The sequence below is a fragment of the Flavobacterium sp. W1B genome, from assembly GCF_047344965.1.
GTDB lineage: Bacteria > Bacteroidota > Bacteroidia > Flavobacteriales > Flavobacteriaceae > Flavobacterium.
The window spans coordinates 1,133,865-1,154,092 of the sequence record NZ_CP178845.1 but is presented as its reverse complement, the minus strand read 5'-3'; the positions used below and the strand labels follow the sequence as shown (position 1 = coordinate 1,154,092).

General features: G+C 34.5%; 16 protein-coding genes. 4 read left to right on the top strand and 12 right to left on the bottom strand.

Going from position 1 to position 20,228, the window contains the following annotated elements; all coding sequences use genetic code 11:
- Nucleotides 1-10 precede the first annotated feature (10 nt).
- Nucleotides 11-718 carry an ABC transporter ATP-binding protein gene (locus tag ACMDB5_RS05085; protein ID WP_413999933.1) on the bottom strand — a complete coding sequence of 236 codons (708 nt, stop codon included), beginning with the start codon at nucleotides 716-718 and terminating at the stop codon, nucleotides 11-13.
- 53 nt (nucleotides 719-771) lie between these two features.
- A complete protein-coding gene (locus tag ACMDB5_RS05080) occupies nucleotides 772-2,010 on the bottom strand; it encodes an efflux RND transporter periplasmic adaptor subunit (RefSeq protein WP_413999932.1) in 1,239 nt (412 codons plus the stop codon).
- Between the two features lie 156 nt (nucleotides 2,011-2,166).
- On the opposite strand from ACMDB5_RS05080, the gene ACMDB5_RS05075 reads away from it, so the two are divergent.
- Entirely contained in the window at nucleotides 2,167-3,516 is a 1,350-nt protein-coding gene (locus ACMDB5_RS05075; RefSeq protein ID WP_414000361.1) for a sigma-54-dependent transcriptional regulator, read from the top strand.
- Nucleotides 3,509-4,837, top strand: a complete 1,329-nt coding sequence (locus ACMDB5_RS05070) for a sensor histidine kinase (protein ID WP_413999931.1) — start codon at nucleotides 3,509-3,511, stop codon at nucleotides 4,835-4,837. Before ACMDB5_RS05075 ends, ACMDB5_RS05070 begins: the two co-directional genes overlap by 8 nt.
- Before the next feature lie 26 nt (nucleotides 4,838-4,863).
- Here the strand turns inward: ACMDB5_RS05070 and ACMDB5_RS05065 are convergent, their stop codons facing one another.
- From ACMDB5_RS05065 to ACMDB5_RS05050, 4 genes are all read right to left on the bottom strand, one after another.
- Nucleotides 4,864-5,193 carry an MGMT family protein gene (locus ACMDB5_RS05065; RefSeq protein WP_413999930.1) on the bottom strand — a complete coding sequence of 110 codons (330 nt, stop codon included), beginning with the start codon at nucleotides 5,191-5,193 and terminating at the stop codon, nucleotides 4,864-4,866.
- A gap of 23 nt (nucleotides 5,194-5,216) precedes the next feature.
- Nucleotides 5,217-5,852, bottom strand: coding sequence for a LysE family transporter (locus ACMDB5_RS05060; protein WP_413999929.1), 636 nt, complete (start codon nucleotides 5,850-5,852; stop codon nucleotides 5,217-5,219).
- A gap of 47 nt (nucleotides 5,853-5,899) precedes the next feature.
- Nucleotides 5,900-6,577, bottom strand: a complete 678-nt coding sequence (trmB, locus tag ACMDB5_RS05055) for a tRNA (guanosine(46)-N7)-methyltransferase TrmB (RefSeq protein ID WP_413999928.1) — start codon at nucleotides 6,575-6,577, stop codon at nucleotides 5,900-5,902.
- Between the two features lie 72 nt (nucleotides 6,578-6,649).
- The gene (locus tag ACMDB5_RS05050) at nucleotides 6,650-7,156 is read right to left on the bottom strand and encodes a nuclear transport factor 2 family protein (protein ID WP_413999927.1); all 507 of its coding nucleotides are present in this window, start codon (nucleotides 7,154-7,156) and stop codon (nucleotides 6,650-6,652) included.
- Nucleotides 7,157-7,339: 183 nt separating this feature from the next.
- Between ACMDB5_RS05050 and ACMDB5_RS05045 the strand changes: the two genes are divergently transcribed.
- Together ACMDB5_RS05045 and ACMDB5_RS05040 are read left to right on the top strand one after the other, a co-directional pair.
- Complete coding sequence (locus ACMDB5_RS05045) at nucleotides 7,340-8,947, top strand: L,D-transpeptidase family protein (protein WP_413999926.1); 1,608 nt, start codon at nucleotides 7,340-7,342, stop codon at nucleotides 8,945-8,947.
- A gap of 59 nt (nucleotides 8,948-9,006) precedes the next feature.
- Nucleotides 9,007-10,593 (top strand): L,D-transpeptidase family protein, encoded by a 1,587-nt coding sequence (locus ACMDB5_RS05040; RefSeq protein ID WP_413999925.1) that lies wholly within the window; start codon nucleotides 9,007-9,009, stop codon nucleotides 10,591-10,593.
- A gap of 177 nt (nucleotides 10,594-10,770) precedes the next feature.
- Here ACMDB5_RS05040 and ACMDB5_RS05035 read toward each other — a convergent pair whose 3' ends face one another.
- The 6 genes from ACMDB5_RS05035 to ACMDB5_RS05010 all read right to left on the bottom strand — a co-directional run bounded on the left by ACMDB5_RS05035 (nucleotide 10,771) and on the right by ACMDB5_RS05010 (nucleotide 19,997).
- Nucleotides 10,771-12,882: a prolyl oligopeptidase family serine peptidase gene (locus ACMDB5_RS05035; RefSeq protein WP_413999924.1), complete on the bottom strand. Its 2,112-nt coding sequence runs from the start codon at nucleotides 12,880-12,882 to the stop codon at nucleotides 10,771-10,773.
- A 101-nt stretch (nucleotides 12,883-12,983) separates the two neighbouring features.
- Complete coding sequence (locus tag ACMDB5_RS05030; RefSeq protein ID WP_413999923.1) at nucleotides 12,984-15,224, bottom strand: TonB-dependent receptor; 2,241 nt, start codon at nucleotides 15,222-15,224, stop codon at nucleotides 12,984-12,986.
- Between the two features lie 225 nt (nucleotides 15,225-15,449).
- The gene (locus ACMDB5_RS05025) at nucleotides 15,450-15,800 is read right to left on the bottom strand and encodes a hypothetical protein (protein WP_413999922.1); all 351 of its coding nucleotides are present in this window, start codon (nucleotides 15,798-15,800) and stop codon (nucleotides 15,450-15,452) included.
- 100 nt (nucleotides 15,801-15,900) lie between these two features.
- Nucleotides 15,901-16,890, bottom strand: a complete 990-nt coding sequence (locus ACMDB5_RS05020; RefSeq protein ID WP_413999921.1) for an aspartate-semialdehyde dehydrogenase — start codon at nucleotides 16,888-16,890, stop codon at nucleotides 15,901-15,903.
- A 161-nt stretch (nucleotides 16,891-17,051) separates the two neighbouring features.
- Entirely contained in the window at nucleotides 17,052-17,465 is a 414-nt protein-coding gene (gene mscL, locus ACMDB5_RS05015) for a large conductance mechanosensitive channel protein MscL (protein WP_413999920.1), read from the bottom strand.
- Between the two features lie 87 nt (nucleotides 17,466-17,552).
- Entirely contained in the window at nucleotides 17,553-19,997 is a 2,445-nt protein-coding gene (locus ACMDB5_RS05010) for a bifunctional UDP-N-acetylmuramoyl-tripeptide:D-alanyl-D-alanine ligase/alanine racemase (protein WP_413999919.1), read from the bottom strand.
- Between the last annotated feature and the right edge of the window lie 231 nt (nucleotides 19,998-20,228).

Below are 20,228 nucleotides of genomic sequence, written 5' to 3'. Positions count from 1 at the left end.
TATCTAATGGTTATTTAACATCCGCAAAAACATCTACATTCCTCTGATTGCTTTTTTCCGAGAAAACGATTCCGTCCCTCATGTGAATGGTTCTTTGAGAGAATGAAGCATCATAATCCGAATGCGTTACCATCAATATGGTAGCTCCTTTAGCATGCAAATCAGTCAACAATTCCATCACTTCATTCCCGTTTTTACTGTCCAAATTTCCTGTTGGCTCATCGGCCAGAATAATTTTGGGGTCGTTTATCAAGGCTCTTGCCACAGCCACACGCTGTTGTTGACCTCCGGAAAGCTGTTGGGGATAATGTTTCAATCGGTGTGAAATGTTTAATTTTTCGGCAATTGCCTCCACTTTCAATTTTCGATCAGATGCCTTCACATTATTGTAAATCAGCGGTAATTCGATATTGTCATAAACCGAAAGCTCGTCGATAAGATTAAAATTCTGGAAAATAAATCCAATATTTTCTTTACGAACCTCTGAACGACCTTTTTCTTTTAGTCCAATCATTTCTTGATTCAACAACTTATAACTTCCATCTGATGCGCTATCCAATAGTCCGACAATGTTGAGTAAGGTTGATTTTCCGCAACCCGAAGGCCCCATAATGGAAAGAAAATCCCCTTCGTTGATTTGCAGATTGATACCGCTTAAAGCCGAAGTTTCTACCTCTTCTGTTCTGAAAATTTTGGTTAGGTTTTGTATTGTAATCATAGTTTTAAATTATTTATGTTTCCTAATATTTTTTAGTGATTTTTGATTAACAATCATTCTATATTCAATTCCTCCACCTCTTTATAGTCGACATAAGACGACGTAATCACTTTCTCGCCTTGTTTCAATCCTTCCAGCACCTCATAATAAACCGGATTTTCCCTGCCCAATTTAATGGTTCTTCTCTCGGCTTTGTTTCCTTTGACGACAAATATCCACTTTCCTAAGGCTTCTTGATTGAAACTTCCTTTTGGGATAACTAAAATCTTATTTTTTTCGGACAAGATAAGCTTTACCCCAAAACTCAATCCGTCTTGCAATGCCAGATTTTCTTTGGAATCAAAAAACAACTCCACTTGAAAACGGCCGCTTTTAACTTCCGGAATTACTTTTATAACTGAGACTCCTAGAATTCTTCCTTTGTATTCAATTTGCCCTTTCAAACCTTCACGGATTTTTTCCAAATAAAACTCATCTACTAGAGCCACTAATTTGTAACCTTGACGAGAATCTATCTTTCCGATACTTTCCCCTGCTTGGTAAGTTTTACCCAAAACAGGCTCAAATGAAGTCAATCTTCCGGAAACTGGTGCCGTAATGAGAAAATTCTCCTTATTGTTTCTCAGAATATCCAAACTCTTTTCCATTGTTTCTATCGAACGGTTAATTTGCGAAATCTGCAATTGATTGGTTTGCTTTTCTTTATTAATACTAAATTTTATATTACTTCTTCGCTCTTCCTGAAAACGAAAACTTTCCTTTGTCGAATTCCACTCGTTTCTAGAAATAATCCCTTTTTCATACAATCGTATATTCATATCAAACAGCCTTTTGGCGTCATTGTAGTCATGTTCAATCAAAACCAAATCTTTGGCCAGATTTAATTCCTGATTCCTGATATTTAATTTCCCAATATTCAAATTATTGATTTGCTCAATGATCGCCGTTTCTTGTGTAAGATAATTCAGTTCCGTATTTGGATTGTACATTCTTGCTAACGACTGTCCCTTAGTAACCATAGCGCCATTCTCGACAAAAATTTCTTTAACAGAACCGCCTTCGACAATATTCACCAACATAATTTTTAAAGGTTCAACTTTAGCCTGAAAGACAATAAAATCCTCAAAAAAGTCCTGAGTCACTTTTTTTACCAAAAGTTCATCTGCTTTCACATTCAGACTTCTTTTTTTTGAAACCGAAGCATAAACAACCGCTCCCAAAATCAAAAAAACAAAAAACCCTATTGATAAATGCTTAATTTTTTTATTTTTACGAAGAATTACCTTATCCATTTTTACTAATAATTTGCTGATTATCAATATGTAATATTGTGCCAAAAAAATTACATTTTGTAAAACAATGACTATCAAGGCAGTTATAAAAAACACTTCAAAAACAATGTTCGGAAACGAACAGTACACTGTTCAAAAGTGAACGAAAAAATAATGATGCGAAAAAAACAAGCCAAAATACTAGTCGTTGACGATCAGGACGAAATTCTCTTTTCGGCAAAAATGATTTTAAAAAAACATTTTGACGAAATTTTCACCGCAAATAATCCCAAGAAAATCATTTCAATTCTTGCCGAAAACCAGATTGACGTTGTTTTATTGGATATGAATTACCGCATCGGTTTTGAAGATGGCCGGGAAGGCATTCATTGGCTCAAAGAAATAAAAACTTTGTCGCCAAAAACAATTGTGCTTTTAATGACCGCTTTCAGCAAAATAGAAACTGCCGTCGAAGGAATGAAAATTGGCGCCTTTGATTATATCCTGAAGCCTTGGGACAATGATAAATTATTGGCTACGATACACAAAGCAGTTGATGAGAGTCGAAAGCTTTCCAAAAACACAATTTTAAAACAAGACAAAAAAGAATATTTCGTTGGCACTTCCCAAAAAACAAAACAAGCCTACATTCTTGCTGAAAAAGTGGCAAAAACAGATGCCAATGTGCTTATTTTAGGAGAAAACGGGACAGGTAAATTTGTTTTTGCAGAACACATCCATCAAAATTCAGAACGAAGAGATGAAACTTTTGTTCATGTAGACTTAGGCTCATTAAGTGAAAATTTATTTGAAAGTGAACTTTTTGGATATTCAAAAGGCGCTTTTACCGATGCCAAAACAGACACCGCCGGAAGATTTGAAACCGCCAATAACGGAACTATTTTTCTGGATGAAATAGGAAACATCCCCTTGCACTTACAATCAAAACTATTGCATGTCTTGCAAACAAAAAAAGTAACCCGATTAGGCGAAAGCAAACCGAGACCATTAAATGTTAGGATTATATCGGCCACGAACTGCGACATTAAAGCCGACGTTAAAAACAAAAATTTCCGTGAAGACTTGTTTTATCGCATCAATACAATGGAAATAAATCTGCCGGCTTTAAGGGAACAAAAAAGCGATATTGTACCGATGGCTAATTTTATTTTGAAACAAATTGGTGAAAAATACGGCCAGGACAAGGTCATTTTTGAAAAGAATGTTGGAGAATATTTAGAGCGTTATCCTTGGAAAGGAAACATCCGAGAATTAGAAAACAAAATTGAAAGAGCATTAATTATATCGGAAAACGATACTATTTCTGTAACCGATTTAGACATTCTGGATTTTGACGATTTTCAGACCGACGAGGAAAATTCCTTATCTGAAATTGAAAAAAAAGCCATTGAAAAGTCACTTTTCAAAAACAACAGAAACATCAGCAAAACAGCCGAAGAATTAGGTTTATCCAGGGCTGCTTTATATAGGAAACTTGAAAAATATGACATGAAAAACAATGAATAACTGGAAATTTTACAATACGTTATTTGCAAGATTTATCCTTGTATTTTTTTTACTCGCATTCTCCTTTTTTTTATTTGAAAGAGGATTTATATACAATGCAGCCCTGATTTTTGCATTTGCCATTTTGGCTTGTACCGAAATGTATTTTTCTATCAGGAACAAGTTGCTTGTTTACGACAAAACTATCCTTTCAATACTACAAAATGACTTTTCCACGAATTTCCCTTCGGCTTACAAAAATGACGATTATAAAAATCTGCACCTTTTATATGACACCCTAAAAGAAAAACAACACGATCAGACATCGAAAGAATTAATTTATCGATCCATTTTAAATGATATGGATACAGCGGTTTTGATTTTAGAAAAAGAAAAGGAAAACTGGACCATTTTTATAATGAATGATTGTTTTTCATCCCTTTTCAGCGTCCCAAAAGTAAGCAACTGGGAATATCTCAAAAACTACCTACCCTCACTTTGTCAGGAAATAGAGAATACGGGCTTCAGCGAATTAAAAACAGCCATAAACATTAAAATCGAGCAACAAGACACACAAACTTTTATACTGCAAACCTCACAGACAGAATCATTCAACAGAGAATATTACATTGTTTTATTAGACAGTATACAACGCGTTATTGATAAAAAAGAAAAAGAAGCCTGGATCAGTTTGATGAAAATCATTTCCCATGAATTAATGAACTCCTTAACCCCTATTCGATCGCTTTCACAAAACTTATTGGAAATTGTTGACCAAGACCATTTAGGCGAAGAGGATTTAGACGACATTAAAAACAGTATTTCCACAATTATAAACAGAAGTGATCATTTACAATTTTTTGTCGAGAATTATCGCAAACTAACAACACTACCTTCTCCAAACAAGAAAACAACCTCCATTAATTTGCTTTTTGAAGATTGTCTCAAAATCATGTCACCCATTTTAAAATCTGAAAACATCGAAATCATAAATGAGATTGATGCTTTTAAAACTATCAATATCGACAAAAATCAAATGGAACAGGTTATCATCAATCTGATTACCAATAGTATTTTTGCACTAAAAGAAAAACAAGAAAAAAAGATTTTCTTATCCACTTTAACCAATAACAATCGTTTATTTATAACCATTTCTGACACCGGAAAAGGAATTGAACCCGAAATTAAAAATAAAATATTCTTGCCTTTTTTCACCACCAGAAAAGATGGCGCGGGAATTGGCCTTACCCTTTCCAAAAACATTATTGAAGCACATGGCGGTTATCTGAGTTGTCAAACCGAAGGAGAAAAAACAAATTTTGTAATTTGTTTAATGGTATAACTTTTGAAATTTAAAATAAGAACCGCTTAAAATTCGCTACCTTCCGGCTGCCAAAAATGCTTCTCGAAATCAACTATTTGATTATCGACCACTTCAATTCCCTCGCTTTCCAATAATTGTTGCATGAGGTTTGTACCGTCAAAATGAAATTTTCCGGTAAGAAGTCCTTTTCTATTCACTACCCGATGCGCGGGAACATCCTCCATATTATGCGAGGCATTCATAGCCCAACCTACCATTCTTGCTGAACGAGCTGTCCCCAAAGCCTTTGCAATTGCTCCATACGATGTTACTCTTCCGTAAGGAATTTGCCGTGCAATGGCATATACTCTTTCGAAAAAATTATCGTTTGACATATTTCTAAAACCAAAAAATTAAATCAATACCAATAAAACTTGACGATATTAAACAAGGTAATCATCGACACCAATCCAGTTATACAACCAATAATTGTATTCATGTTTCGCAACAAATGATCTGCTTTGCTTTCTATTTTCTTAAAAAAAGTAATATAGAAATAAAAAACGAGAGAGGATCCCAACACTACTCCGCTGACAAAAGTAAAAATTGAGGCCGTATCAAATCCAAAAAGTCGGTAACTAGACAAAGTAATACTTACAAAAACATAATAAGGAATAGGAAAAAAATTGAGTGCTGAGAGCAACATTCCCAGAAAAAACCGTTTCTTTTTACTACTCTGCTTGATTTTTGCTTTCTTAATTTTTGGTTTTTTGGCTATCCATAAAAAATAAATTGTCAAAGCGCCAAATATAGCGAAGCCCACTTCGCGCAATAAGATAATGATGTCTGGACGAATATTTATAACGCGAGCAAACAATATAGCAATATAGGCTTGAAAAAAGATAACGATTACCGCCCCCAATATAAACCATAATGCATTTCGCAAACCTTCTTTTAAATTCACCTTGGCAGCCGTCATATTAATCAAACCCGGAGGCATAATTCCTATGAAGGCAGTTAGGAATCCTAAAAAAAAGGTGGTCATAAAATTCATTTACTAAGATTAAAGTTTTAAAAAAAGAATCCGTTTTTAATGAACTACTATTCTTTGATTTTAAATCGAATATACGTAATTGCCTTGTTAACTTCCAAATATTGTTTTTCGTAGAATGTCTGAAAAGCGGTCACTTCCTCTGGACTACCTTCATTTTTGTAAACGTTATGGTTGGCATACAGCACCTCATGTCCTTCGCCATGAAGCAATCCTAAGGTATAACCGTGCATGAATTCGCTGTCGGTTTTTAGATTTACGACTCCGTCTTTCTTGAGAATTTTTTTATACAATTGTAAAAACTCCGAATTGGTCATTCTGTGTTTTGTTCTCTTGTATTTTATTTGCGGATCCGGAAAAGTAATCCAGATCTCATCCACTTCATTTTCGGCAAAAATATGATTAATCAATTCGATTTGAGTTCGAATAAAAGCTACGTTATGCAAACCAGTTTCAACAGCGGTCTTAGCACCACGCCAAAAACGAGCACCTTTAATATCGATTCCCACAAAGTTTTTATTGGGATATCTTTCGGCTAAACCTACAGAATATTCTCCTTTACCACAACCCAATTCTAAGACTAATGGATTGTCGTTCTTAAAGAAATCAGAGTTCCATTTCCCCCTTAAAGGAAACAAATCGCCTACTACTTCTTCTCTTGTTGGTTGAAAAACGTTATTGAATGTTTCGTTTTCCTTGAATCTTTTTAATTTATTTTTACTTCCCACGCTTTTACATATATTTCGGCAAAATTAAGGAAATATATAAGACCGAAGGATTCAACCGTGAAAAAAGAATAATTATCTTTTAGTTTTCAGTTCTTTCATCAAGGCTTCTTCAATAGGAGCTTTAATTTTTATTACTTCCTTACTGTTTTCATTTGGAATCGTCATCGACAGAACATAATGTTTTATTTTCCAATCCTTCCCTATTTTTACCAGTACTCCAGAACCTCTGCAAATTTTCATCTGAGTATTCAACAACTCATCAAACCAAGCTGTTTTCCCTGTCTTATCAAAATAAATATGACGCTCTAAAGCGGTAAAGCTCCAGGCTTTCCCTTTATCAAAATGAGGTTTCGCATAAGCTTGAAAAGCGGTTTTATTCCAGTTTTCGGCTGCATCAGTCCCAATAAAAACAGCATCTTCGGTCATTAAATTGAAATAGTCCTCATATTTTGCTTCGGCAGCAGCTTTGTGCCAAGAATCGAGTACCACATTAATTTGATCCCGATCCGAAACAACAGCTTTTTTAGTTGATGTACAGGAAACCAAAACGATAAATAAGAGGACAATAATTTTTTTCATAATAAAAGAATTTGGTTAAAAATATAAAAACTTTTCTTTCAAATAATTTATTGTAAGAACTTTATTTCCGCACAAACCTCAACAACACAAAGTCTTATTTATCAAGTAATTAAAGTGTTAACACGGTCGTAATTAACTTTTTGCAAAGAATATATTTTTTTACCTTTATTAAATAATTGCGCTATGAAAAAGTTCTTTTTATCCATAGTAGTTCTTTTATTTGGTTTTTCAGTTGTCACTGCCTACCATTTTAGAAACGATGACCTGATGGTTAAGGCGATTTACTTTGTCAAAAATCTTCGGGAATCTATTTTTAAAAAATCCATAATCCCCCTTGACAAAACGGTCCTAAATGATTTTTTTAAAAAACACCCTAATTTAGATAAATATCAGCCAGATGTTAATGCCATCTATAAAAAAAGAGGATACAATTCGATTTGGTATGACGAAAAAGGACTCATTGAGTTTTCCAATTTACTCTACTCTAAAGTAAATCTTCTGGAAGAAGAAGGCCTAGAATCAGACTTAGCCTATAGATCAAAAATTGATGAAATATTCAACACTAATTCTGCAGAGAAACTTTCAAAAACCGATACTGAAATGCTATTATCTACCATGTATGTATTTTATATCAAGAAAGTTTTTCAAGGAATTGACCCTGAAAAAACAAACCAAATAGGATGGCTTTTGCCTCGAAAAAATATTTCTTACGAAACCTTATTAGATTCATTATTAGCTAATCCTGATTTGTTAAACAAAAATGAGAAACAACTTTTTGGGCAATATTATAAGTTACGTGAAGTTTTAAAAAAATACAGAGCTATAGAAAAGAATGAGGACTGGAGTCCCATAGAATTTGATCCTTCGATAGCCTATTACAAACCCAGTGACAGCTCAAAAACCATTGGGCAAATTAGACATCGCCTTGCCATATTGGGAGATTTAAAACAGGATTCTAAAAGTAACGTATTTGATAAAGAGTTAGAATCTGGTGTTATTAACTTCAAAAAAAGGAATGGCTACAAAACAAATGGTCTCCTTTCGACCTGGCAACTACAACGAATGAATACACCAATCAAAAAATATATCAGTACTATTATAGTAAACATGGAACGCTGTAGATGGATTGACCCCGAATTATCTAAGAAACCAGAATACATCATCATAAACATTCCTGCATTCAAGTTAATTTATTTTAAAAACGGTAAAAAAGAACTCGAATCGAGTCTTTTAGTTGGTAAGAATATGACCGAAACCGTCGTTTTTAACGGCTTGATAAGTTCAATCGTATTTAGCCCTTATTGGATTGTCCCAACGAGCATCATTGAAAATGAGATAAAAACCGCCCTTTTTCAAGATAAAAACTATCTCGAATCTCATGAAATGGAATGGAAAAATGGAAAACTCGTACAAAGGCCGGGACTTAAAAACCCAATGGGATTGGTAAAATTCATGTTTCCAAATTCAAATGACATCTATTTGCATGACACGCCTTATAAAAACTTTTTCGAATTTGATTATCGTGCCTTTAGTCACGGCTGTATTAATATGCAAAAAGCCAAAGAACTGGCAATCCTGATTTTGAAAGACGATCCCAACTGGTCAGTAGATCGCATAAATGAAGCCATGAAAGGAGAAAAGGAAACCACTTATATCCTGAAGAACAAAATCCCAATTTATATTTACTATTTAACGGCTTGGGTAAATGATTCGGGAGAAATTAATTTTTACAACGATTTATACGAAAGAGATGACCGATTGGCTTCCATATTATTTGAAGACTCAAAATAGCTTGCGTCTTTTTTAAAATTGACTGCCTTTATATTTTTATCAATCATAAATTTATTGACATGAAAACTAAACTTGTCACACTAATTTTTATCTTTTTTTTAGTAGCCAATTCTTATGAAATAAAGGCTAGCAACCTTGAATTTAAAACTATTTCGCTTACTTACCAGAGAATCCCTTCCTTTCAGGAAATCCCATTTGATAGTACTTTAATTGCTCCCTTCTTTTCTAAATACCCAAAACTAAAATACCTAAAACCTGAGGTAATAAAACTTTACCGAAAACACAATTATCAATACTTATGGTTCGATCATAAAGGCTTGAATGAGTTTGCAAAATTACTATATGACAAAATCAACAACTTAGATCAGGAGGGCTTGCAAATTGATGTTCCTTACAATGATAAAATGAGAAGCCTTTTTCAAAATTCGAACAACATCAAAAAACCCAACCTAGATACAGAACTATTGCTGTCTTCTTTATATTTTTTTTACGCTGATAGAGTATTTAAAGGCTTGGATGTTGCAAAAACAACCGAATTAGATTGGTTTTTACCTCGAAAAAAACAATCCTATGTCAATCGGCTAGATTCCTTACTCCAAGATCCAAGTTTGATCAACCAACAAGAAAAAGGCCTTTTAGGTCAATATTATTTATTGAAAAATGCACTAAAAAACTATCGGGACATTGAAAAAAAAGGCGGCTGGAGTCCTATTGTTTTTCCAAAAAACATAAAATCCCTTAAACTGAAGGATACTGCCAATGTGATTCTTCAAATTAGAAAACGGCTTTTTATAACCGGAGATTTGAATAGCGATTCCGGGAAAAAATTGTTTGATGATGAATTATTAGCCGGTGTTTTGAAATACAAAAAACGAAATACTTTCAAAACCGATTCTATCTTGTTGCCTAAACACCTCAAAGACATGAATATTCCGGTTAACGAGCGCATTAAAACCATTATGGCCAATATGGAACGCTGCCGATGGATACCTCCTAGTTTGACCCAAAAAAAACAATATATCACAGTAAACATTCCTTCTTTTACACTCACTTATTTCATAGATAGTAAACCTGAATTAGTTTCCAAAGTGGTTGTAGGAAAAACGATGAATAAAACAGCGGTTTTTAACGGCGACTTAAACCAAATAATATTCAGTCCGTATTGGAACGTGCCCCCGAGTATTTTAAGAAAAGAAATTTTGCCTGCTATAGCAAAAAACAGTAATTATCTAGCAAAAAATGATATGGAATGGGTTGAAAATCGAGTGCGACAGCGACCCGGACCACAAAATTCGTTGGGCTTGGTAAAATTTGTTTTCCCAAATTCCCATACTATTTACATGCATGACACTCCGGCCAAAAACCTGTTTAATGAAGATCGTAGAGCATTTAGCCACGGTTGTATTAGGGTGGCTCGCGCCAGAGATTTAGCAATCGCTATTTTGAAAAATGACAAGAATTGGACTCTAGAGAAAATAGATTCAGCCATGATCGGAGGTGTTGAAAAAACATATAACCTAAAAACCAAAATTCCTGTTTACATAGGCTATTTTACGGCTTGGGTAGATCGCGATGGAACAGTCAATTTTTATGAAGACATTTATGGACATGATATTAGACTATCTGAAATGTTGCTTTCGGATTAATTTATATAGATCTTATTTCCAAATTCATCCTAATAAAAAACGCCAATCTCTCGATTGGCGTTTTCTTATCATTAAATTGGGATGTCCTAGCCCTGATGGAAACGGCATCCTTTTTATTTTTTATTTAAAAATAAAAAGATACAGTGTACAGCAGGAAACAGCTCCTTCATTGCCTTATTATTTTACTTTTGGCAATGTTGTAATACCCATATTATACAAAGTAAAAGCTTGAATATCTACATTTTCTTGAATGTTTGCTGCCACAGATTTTCCTGCACCATGACCTGCTTTTACATCGATACGGATTAAAACAGGATTTGTACCTGCTTGTTTTTCCTGTAACTCAGCCGCAAATTTAAAACTGTGCGCTGGTACTACTCTATCGTCATGGTCACCTGTAGTTACCATTGTTGCTGGATAATGTGTTCCTTTTTTAACATTGTGTACTGGAGAATAACCTTTGATGTACTCGAACATTTCTTTGCTGTCCTGAGCCGTTCCATAATCATAAGCCCATCCTGCTCCTGCGGTAAATGTATGGTAACGCAACATATCCATCACACCTACAGCCGGTAAAGCCACTTTCATTAATTCAGGACGTTGAGTCATAGTAGCTCCTACTAGCAAACCACCATTAGACCCACCACGAATGGCAAGAAAATCAGGAGTAGTATATTTTTGAGCAATCAAATACTCGGCTGCTGCGATGAAATCGTCAAATACATTTTGTTTTTGCATTTTAGTTCCCGCATCATGCCATTTTTTTCCGTATTCTCCACCACCACGCAAGTTTGGAACAGCATAAACGCCACCGTTTTCCATCCAAACGGCATTGGCAATACTGAAACCTGGTGTCAAACTCGAATTAAATCCTCCGTAACCGTAAAGGATAGTTGGGTTTTTCCCGTCTAATTTTAATCCTTTTTTGTGGGTAATCATCATCGGTACTTTTGTCCCGTCTTTTGAAGTATAAAACACTTGGTTTGATTCGTATTCATCACTTTTGAAATCTACTTTTGGTTTTTCGTACACAGCAGACTTCCCTGCTTTAGGCTCGAATGAATAAATAGTTCCCGGAGTAATGTAATTAGTAAAAGAATAATACAAAGTCTTATCTTTTTTCTTTCCTCCAAAACCACCAGCTGTACCTAATCCCGGTAATTTAATCTCGCGAAGCAATTTCCCGCTGTAATCGTATTGTTTCACCACCGAAACGGCATCTTTCATATAATTGGCAAAGATATAACCTCCACCAGTAGAAGGAGACAATACATTCTCAGTCTCTGCAATAAAATTTTTCCAGTTTGCTGGTTTTGGATTATTTACATCTACGGTAACCACACGTGTATTAGGTGCATTTAAATCGGTTTCGATAAACAACTTTCCACCTTCGTTTTCGATAATAGAATTGCTGCTATTAAAATTATCAACTATAGTAACAATTGAGCTATTTGGTTTCTTTAAATCTTTGATATAAAGTTCGTTCCCATAAGTAGAATTAGCAGCCGTAATCACTAAATAATTATCGTCTTCGGTTACATAACCGCCAACGTATCTTCTTTTTTGATCTGCACCAAATATTACTTTGTCAGCTTTTTGAGAAGTCCCCAGTTTGTGGAAATACAATTTATGTTGATCTGTCTTTGCAGACAATTCACTTCCTTTTGGTTTCTCATAGCTAGAATAGTAAAAACCTTCATTTCCTTTCCAAGACAATCCGCTGAATTTTACATCTATCAAAGTATCTTCAATTACTTTTTTAGATAAAGCATCCATAATGATTACTTTTCTCCAGTCGCTTCCGCCTTCAGAAATGGCATAAGCTATTTTTGAACCATCTTTAGAAAAACTCAAACCACCTAAAGAGGTAGTACCGTCTTTAGAAAAAGTATTTGGATCTAGAAAAACTTCTTCTTTACCAGCAGCATTTTTTCTATATAAAACCGATTGATTTTGCAATCCGTTATTTTTAGAATAATAAGTATACTTCCCTTCAATCGAAGGAGCGCCTATTTTCTCGTAATTCCATAGTTTTTCCAGTCTTTCTTTTAACTGATTTCTAAATGGAATTTTAGCTAAATAATCATAAGTCACTTCATTTTCAGCTTTTACCCAGGCTGCCGTTTCAGCAGATCTATCGTCTTCTAGCCAACGGTATGGATCATTTACTTTTGTGCCAAAATACACATCAACAGTTTCTCCTTTTTTTGTTTGAGGATAACGAATGGAATTTTGTCCAATCGAACTTAATGTTGAAGTAACTGCCATTGCAAGAATTAGTTTTTTCATTTAAATAATTTTAAAGGTTAATACAAAAATAGAAAAATAGTCCGCATCCCCAAGCTCTCCCCAAAGAAGAGAGCCAATCGGGATGAAAAGACCATTAAATTTTATAAATTGAAGTTGATTCCTAAGACAACATTTCTGCCTATGTTAGGAATCCCATCTGTTTTTAATCTGGAAAGGTGTGCAATATAACTTTTGTCAAACAAGTTATTTCCGTTGATATTAACATCAAAAGCTGTTTTACCTAATTTTACTTTTCCCCCAAAACCAAGATTTACTAAGGTATATCCATTAGAACGCGTTTCAAAACCACTCACATTATTTTGATTAAAAGTAGTATTCACGCTCAATGCAGCAAAGCCTTCTTCGAACCAGTTTTTGATCTTAAATTCGGTTCTGATCGTATTGTTCCAATTGTTAGCCGGAATCAAAGGCAAATAATCCCCATCTTGTTTCTTTCCGGTAACGGTTTCAAAACTGGTTTCATAATGCAACCAATCTAAAGGATGCGGGTGCAAATGCAATCCTATTTCACCACCGTATAATTTGGCATTATTCTGAACGTAATCAAAAACATCATTATTATCAATTTGAGTTCCCGCAGGAGAAGTGTAGATGTAATTGTTGATATGGTTATAAAATCCATTTACAAAAAACTCAAAATGACTATTGTTGTATTCTAAATTTAGATCCGTTTGAAGATTTTGTTCCGTTTTTAAATCAGAATTACCTATTTCATAACGATTGGTTCCGTGGTGTACCCCATTAGAAGTTAACTCTGCTAAATTTGGAGCTCTAAAACCAGTAGCAACATTCACACGCATAGTCAACGGTTCGGCCAAATTTGTTTTATACCCTAATGAGGCATTAAAACTATTGAATGATCTGTTTAGCGCGTCAAAATCTCCACCGTGATGCTCGTGGTCATGACCGTCGTGATCATCATGAGCTTCTGCCTCATGAGCTAACGAATTGATATTACGGCTATCAAAACGAAAACCAGCCTGAATTGCATTAGATTTCCATTCGTAATTTACCATTCCAAAAGCACCAAAATCATTGGTAGTAGCATCTGGAATTAAATATTCTTCGCCAGAATTGGTATTGGTTTGATGCATTCCTTGCACTCCGAAAATAGTTTCAAACCTTCCAAATTGTGGCAAATGGTATTTTGCATTGTAGTTGAACGTGTTTAAAACCATGTCTAAAGAAGGATCATTACTTTCTTCAAACTCTTTTCGATTATTAGAAATATACCCCAAATCAACATCTAATTTAGATCTTCCAAAATAAACGATATTATTTAAACTCAGTAAGTGATTTGATACGCCTTGTCTTGGAAATTCCGTATTCTTGCTCGAAGTTTGCTCCGCAATTCCCTCTTCGGGAATCCCTAAGTCCAATTTGTTATAATTGTACCTTAGTACAGTTGAAAATTTTGCATTATTATAGCCAATTCCTGTTTTGAAATCAGTTTCATTATAACGCGTATTGGTTACTCGATCTCCTCCTGAAATTCTATAATCAGAGTGGGTATTGTAACTACCACGAGCCAAGAATTTCCAGTTTTCAGTCGATGTTTTTAAGCCTAAAGAAGAATTGCTTCCTAGAGTATTACTGAAATATTTTTGGCTAACATTTGCTTGAAAAGTATTTGCATTGGCAAATTTTTCTGGATTAAAATACAAAACACCGCCCAAAGCATCAGAACCATACAGCAAAGAAGCAGGCCCTTTTATGACCTCAACACTTTCAATACCCGAGTCATTCAAACCTAAACCGTGTTCTTCTCCAAACTGTTGGTTCTCTATTCGGACTCCTTGTGAGTAAACTAATACGCGATTACCGCTTAAGCCTCTAATAACGGGTTTCCCAATGGATGTTCCTGTTGAAACCTGAGAAACCCCGGGAATAGTTGCTAACCCATCAATTAAAGTTGCCGTTCCTTTTCGTTGTAAATCTTCCATTTTTTCATGTTCGACTTTCATTACATTTTGCGATTGTATTTTATTGAAAGCCGTAGAAACGATAACCTCGTCCATTTGAAACAGGGTTTCTTCGAGAATTATATCTAATGTATTTTCTTTTTGAAGGGTTTTTATCGTTTTATTCTGATTTGAAAAACCAACAAATACAAAGTTCAAATTTAAACTTCCATTGGGAAGATTTTCTAAAGTATATTTTCCCTTGGCATCAGTTGTTGTTCCTTTGTGCAGTTCAGCAGCATAAATTGAAACGCCGGCTATAGGATTATTAGAACTATCTGTAACCGTTCCCGATACTTTATTTTGAGCTTGAAGCATCGCCGAAAACCCTAATATTAGGGCAATTATAAATTTTTTCATTAAAATGATTGTATTGTTATAAGGAATATATCTTCTTAAATAATTCTTCTAAAGCAAATACCATCAGGCAAAATACAAAGGCACAGTCATCAATATGTATGTGACTTTACATCCCGCTTAGGACTAAAATTTAGTATCAAATTATAAGAAAATATCTTTTTAATAATCTTAAAATCAACGCAGACTGCTTGATTTAAAATCTCCTGAAAGAGATCCGGAGAATTTTTAGATATTAAAAAAAGGAGGCCCTCGATGCGAATACAAACTCCCGGAAAAAGAAATAATTGCTTTTCCGATTTTAAAGAAATAGGGAACTTGTTTGAAATTTGAATTGAGTTTATAAACAAAAACTTCCGGACTAATATAAGCTCCAAAAGTAAAATGGCATACGTTACAATGATCAAGATTATGATGCTGATGTGTTATCTCTGCTTGAGTGCCATTGTATTTGTGATGACATACTTCTTCAGAAAACTGCTTTACAAAATGCTCATATACATGCAACGACTGAAACAGTATTGAGAACAATACTATCATCGACAATGAAAGACTTATTATGAGCTGTTTCTTTTTCATTTGCTGCAAAAGTAAGAAAACCCCAAATAAAAAAACCATCTGTTTCACAAAATATAAAATTTGTTTAACAGATGGCTTAAATTATTGGCTAATTAACAGCTTATACCAAATTAGCTTTAATAAGATATTCGGCAATCTGAACTGTATTTGTAGCGGCGCCTTTTCTTAAATTATCAGCCACAATCCACATGTTTAATGTATTTGGCTGGCTTTCGTCACGACGAATTCTACCTACAAAAACATCGTCTTTTCCTTGCGCATACATTGGCATTGGATAAGTATAAGTATCATTATTGTCCTGTACCACAACTCCATCGGTATGATGCAAAATATTTTGAACCTCAGCAACTTCAAAATCATTAGAAAACTCCACGTTTACCGCTTCACTATGACCACCAACAATAGGCACACGCACTGCCGTAGCAGTAACAGCAATAGAATTGTCACTTAAGATTTTTTTGGTTTCGCGAACGAGTTTCATCTCTTCTTTTGTGTATCCGTTATCCTCAAAAGAATCACATTGTGGAATCGCATTTCTATGAATTGGGTATTTGTAAGCCATTTCGCCTTGAATACCTGCATATTCATTTTCTAATTGTTCTACCGCTTTCACGCCCGTTCCGGTAATAGATTGGTAAGTAGAAACAATAACACGTTTGATATTGTATTTTTTATGCAATGGAGCTAAAACCAAAACCATCTGAATTGTAGAACAGTTTGGATTGGCAATAATCTTATCTTCTTTTGTTAATTCACTAGCATTGATTTCTGGTACAATCAATTTTTTTGTCGGATCCATTCTCCAAGCCGATGAATTATCAATAACAGTTGTTCCTGCCGCTGCAAATTTTGGAGCCCATTCTAATGAAGTATCTCCACCTGCTGAAAACAAAGCAATATCAGCCTTCATATCAACCGCAGTTTGCAAACCTACAACTGTGTATTTTTTTCCGTTGTATTCTATTTGCTTCCCTACTGATCTTTCAGAAGCAACCGGAATAAATTCTGTTACAGGAAAATTTCTTTCCGCCAATACTCTTAACATTACTTCGCCAACCATTCCAGTAGCGCCTACAACTGCTATTCTCATAGTATATTTTATTATTGAATTCGTATTTTGAATTGCAAAAGTAAGTAATATCGAAACGAAAACAAGCGCGTTAACAAAAAATAACAAAATGTTACAAATACAACAAAAAAGAAAAACCATCCGTATTGCGGATGGTTTAATTGAACATATAATGTAGCGGTTTATTTTTTCAGTAAGTCTCTAATTTGAGTAAGTAGCTCTTCTTGAGTTGGTCCAGCTGGAGCAGCAGCAACAGCCTCTTTTCTTCTTGCTTTTTCAGCAGCTCTCAAAACAACAAAGATGAAAAAAGATATGATAACGAAATTAATGATGGCTTGCACCAAATTCCCGTAAGTAATAACAGCGGCTCCTGCTTTTTTTGCAACTGCCAAAGTCTCATAACTATTCCCATCTAAAGTGATAAATTTTTGTGTAAAATCAATCCCGCCTGTTATCAAACCGACAATTGGCATAATGACATCATCAACCGCTGAGCCAACAATTTTCCCAAATGCGGCACCAATAACAACCGCAGTAGCCAAACTCAACACATCACCTTTCATCAAAGACGCTTTAAAATCGCTGAAAAATCCCATATATTTTATTTTTAAATTAAACTTTTAGAAAATCTAAGTTAATCAATTTTTAACATTTACAACACTTAAAAATCAATTAACAGGATATTATCGATAAAAAACTCGTTTTACCCGTTGAGAAATACTGGTAAGAATTTCATAAGGTATTGTATTTAGTTTTTTGGCAATATCTGAAACCGTTGGGCTTTCGCCAAAAATAATCACAGGATCACCTTCAACGCAATTAATTTCGGTAACATCAACCATCATCATATCCATGCAGACACTCCCCAAAACAGTTGCCTTCTTGTCTTTTATCGTAACAAATCCAACACAATTTCCCCATGCTCTAGAAATTCCGTCCGCATATCCTATCGGAATTGTAGCTACTATTGTTGGTCTTTCGGCAACGAATCTTCGGCCGTAGCCTACACTTTCTCCCACGGGAATCGATCTTATTTGGGAAATAACCGATTTTAATGTTCCTACATTTTCCAAATATTTTTGCTCTGTGGCATCATTAGAAACGCCATAAATCCCAATACCTAAACGAACCATATCAAATTGCGAGTCCGGAAAATTACTGATTCCGGAGGTATTCAAAATATGACGAATAGGATTTATCCCCAATTCATTTATAATCCTTGATGACAGTTTATCAAATAATTCAATTTGCGAAACCGCAAAATCATGATGTTTCAAATCATCACTTGTGGCCATATGCGAGAGAATACTTCGTATTTGGATTGCATTCTCTCCCTTTAAGGTGGCTATCAATTCGTCAATACCATTTTTCTCAAATCCCAAACGATGCATTCCTGTATCGAGTTTAATATGGATAGGGAAATTTTTTAGATTTTTATGTTTTGCTATCTTCAAAAAAGCATGAAGTCCTTTTAGACTATAAATTTCCGGCTCCAATTGATGCTGTATAATGGCCGAAAAACTCGTATTCTCGGGATTAAGTACCATAATAGGCAATTGAATCCCTCCGTTTCTCAAAGAAATCCCTTCATCGGCAAATGCCACTCCCAAATAATCTATTTTATGATGTTCGAGCAATTTGGCAATCTCCAATCCTCCGCTACCATACCCAAAAGCCTTAACCATAACCATAAGCTTTACATTAGGCTTGAGTTTTGATTTAAAAAAATTGAGGTTATAACTGATTGCATTCAAATTAATTTCAAGAACGGTTTCATGGGTTTTCTCCTCCAATAAATAAACAATTTCCTCAAATTGAAAAGACCGAGCACCCTTTATCAAAATAGTTTCATTTGCGAAATCTAGATTTTCGAAATTAGAAATAAATTCAGCTGTGTTTTTGAAAGTTACACAATTGGCAAACTTATCCTTGAATGCCGATATGGTTTCTCCAATTCCGATGACTCTGTTTATATTATTAGACACAATCAATTTTGAAACTTTGAAATACAATTCTTCATTAGACAATCCGCTTTGAAAAATATCGGATAAAATAACCGTTTTCTTCTGGTATTGTTTTTGGCTTTCAAGGAAATCCAACGCAATTTTTAAGGATTGAAAATCAGAACTATAACTATCATCTATCAACGTGCAATTATTGATGCCGTTTTTCACCTTCAATCTCATCTCCACCGGAAATAACAACGCCATTCTGGACTGAATTGTAGCGGTATCATAGTCAAAATACAACATAGCCATTAAACAGGAAATCGCATTTTCTATAGAAGCCTCATCCTGAAATGGAATTTCGAATCCATAAGAATTGCCCTTATATCTATAGTAAAGCTTAGTGTTTTTATTTTCAACTTCCTTTTTGAAAACAAAAACATCAACCGATTCATCGATAAAACTCCAGCTGAACGCTTTTGTTTTCGGACTTACATATTTATCGACAAGAACGTTTTTTTGATAAATCAGAACAGCAGTATTCTTGAAAAGAAACAATTTTTCTTTTATTTTTTCTTCCAAATTCTCAAATCCTTCGTCATGCGAAGAACCGATATTTGTCAGGATTCCTATTGTAGGTTTAATGACTTTTTCTAATTTCTCCATTTCAGAAATGGTTGAAATACCTGCTTCGAAAATCCCTAAATTATGTTTCTCGTTTATACCAATGACCGATAAAGGAACGCCTACCTGCGAGTTATAACTCTTGGGACTTCGAATTACATTAAAATCAGGACTTAACAAGAAATTGAGCCATTCCTTTACTATTGTTTTGCCATTACTACCGGTCAAACCAATAACAGGAAAATCAAAAAGACTACGGTGATAGGCCGCAAATTGTTGTAAAGCATCCAAAGTATCTTCTACAACCAGAAAATTAGCCCGATCTGAGCATTTCTCCGGTATATGAGTAACCACAAAATTATGAACCCCAATTGTTATTAAATCATCAATAAAAACATGGGCATCATTATTTGGACCAACCACCGCAAAAAACAAAGTATGCGTACCGTTTTGCAACGAACGGCTATCAATAGAAACAGCATCTATTATAGCTTCTGGATCAATTCCAAAATATTTAGCATCTAGAACAGGAATAATATTTTTTACAAGTAGGCTCATCAATTTGGGAACGTAATTTTACTAATTTAAACGAATTTTGAAATGAAAGACAACAATTCAATTTCATAGTCAGAATTAAATATCATGTTCCTTTTCACCTCAAACTTATTCAAAAATAACACTTCTTTTCAAAACGCACTCATTGAAACCTTATAATTTGAAATAATAAAATCAATTGATAAAAACGGCTTTATCCTATGGCTTTTTACATAATTCCCTATATTTGTTTGA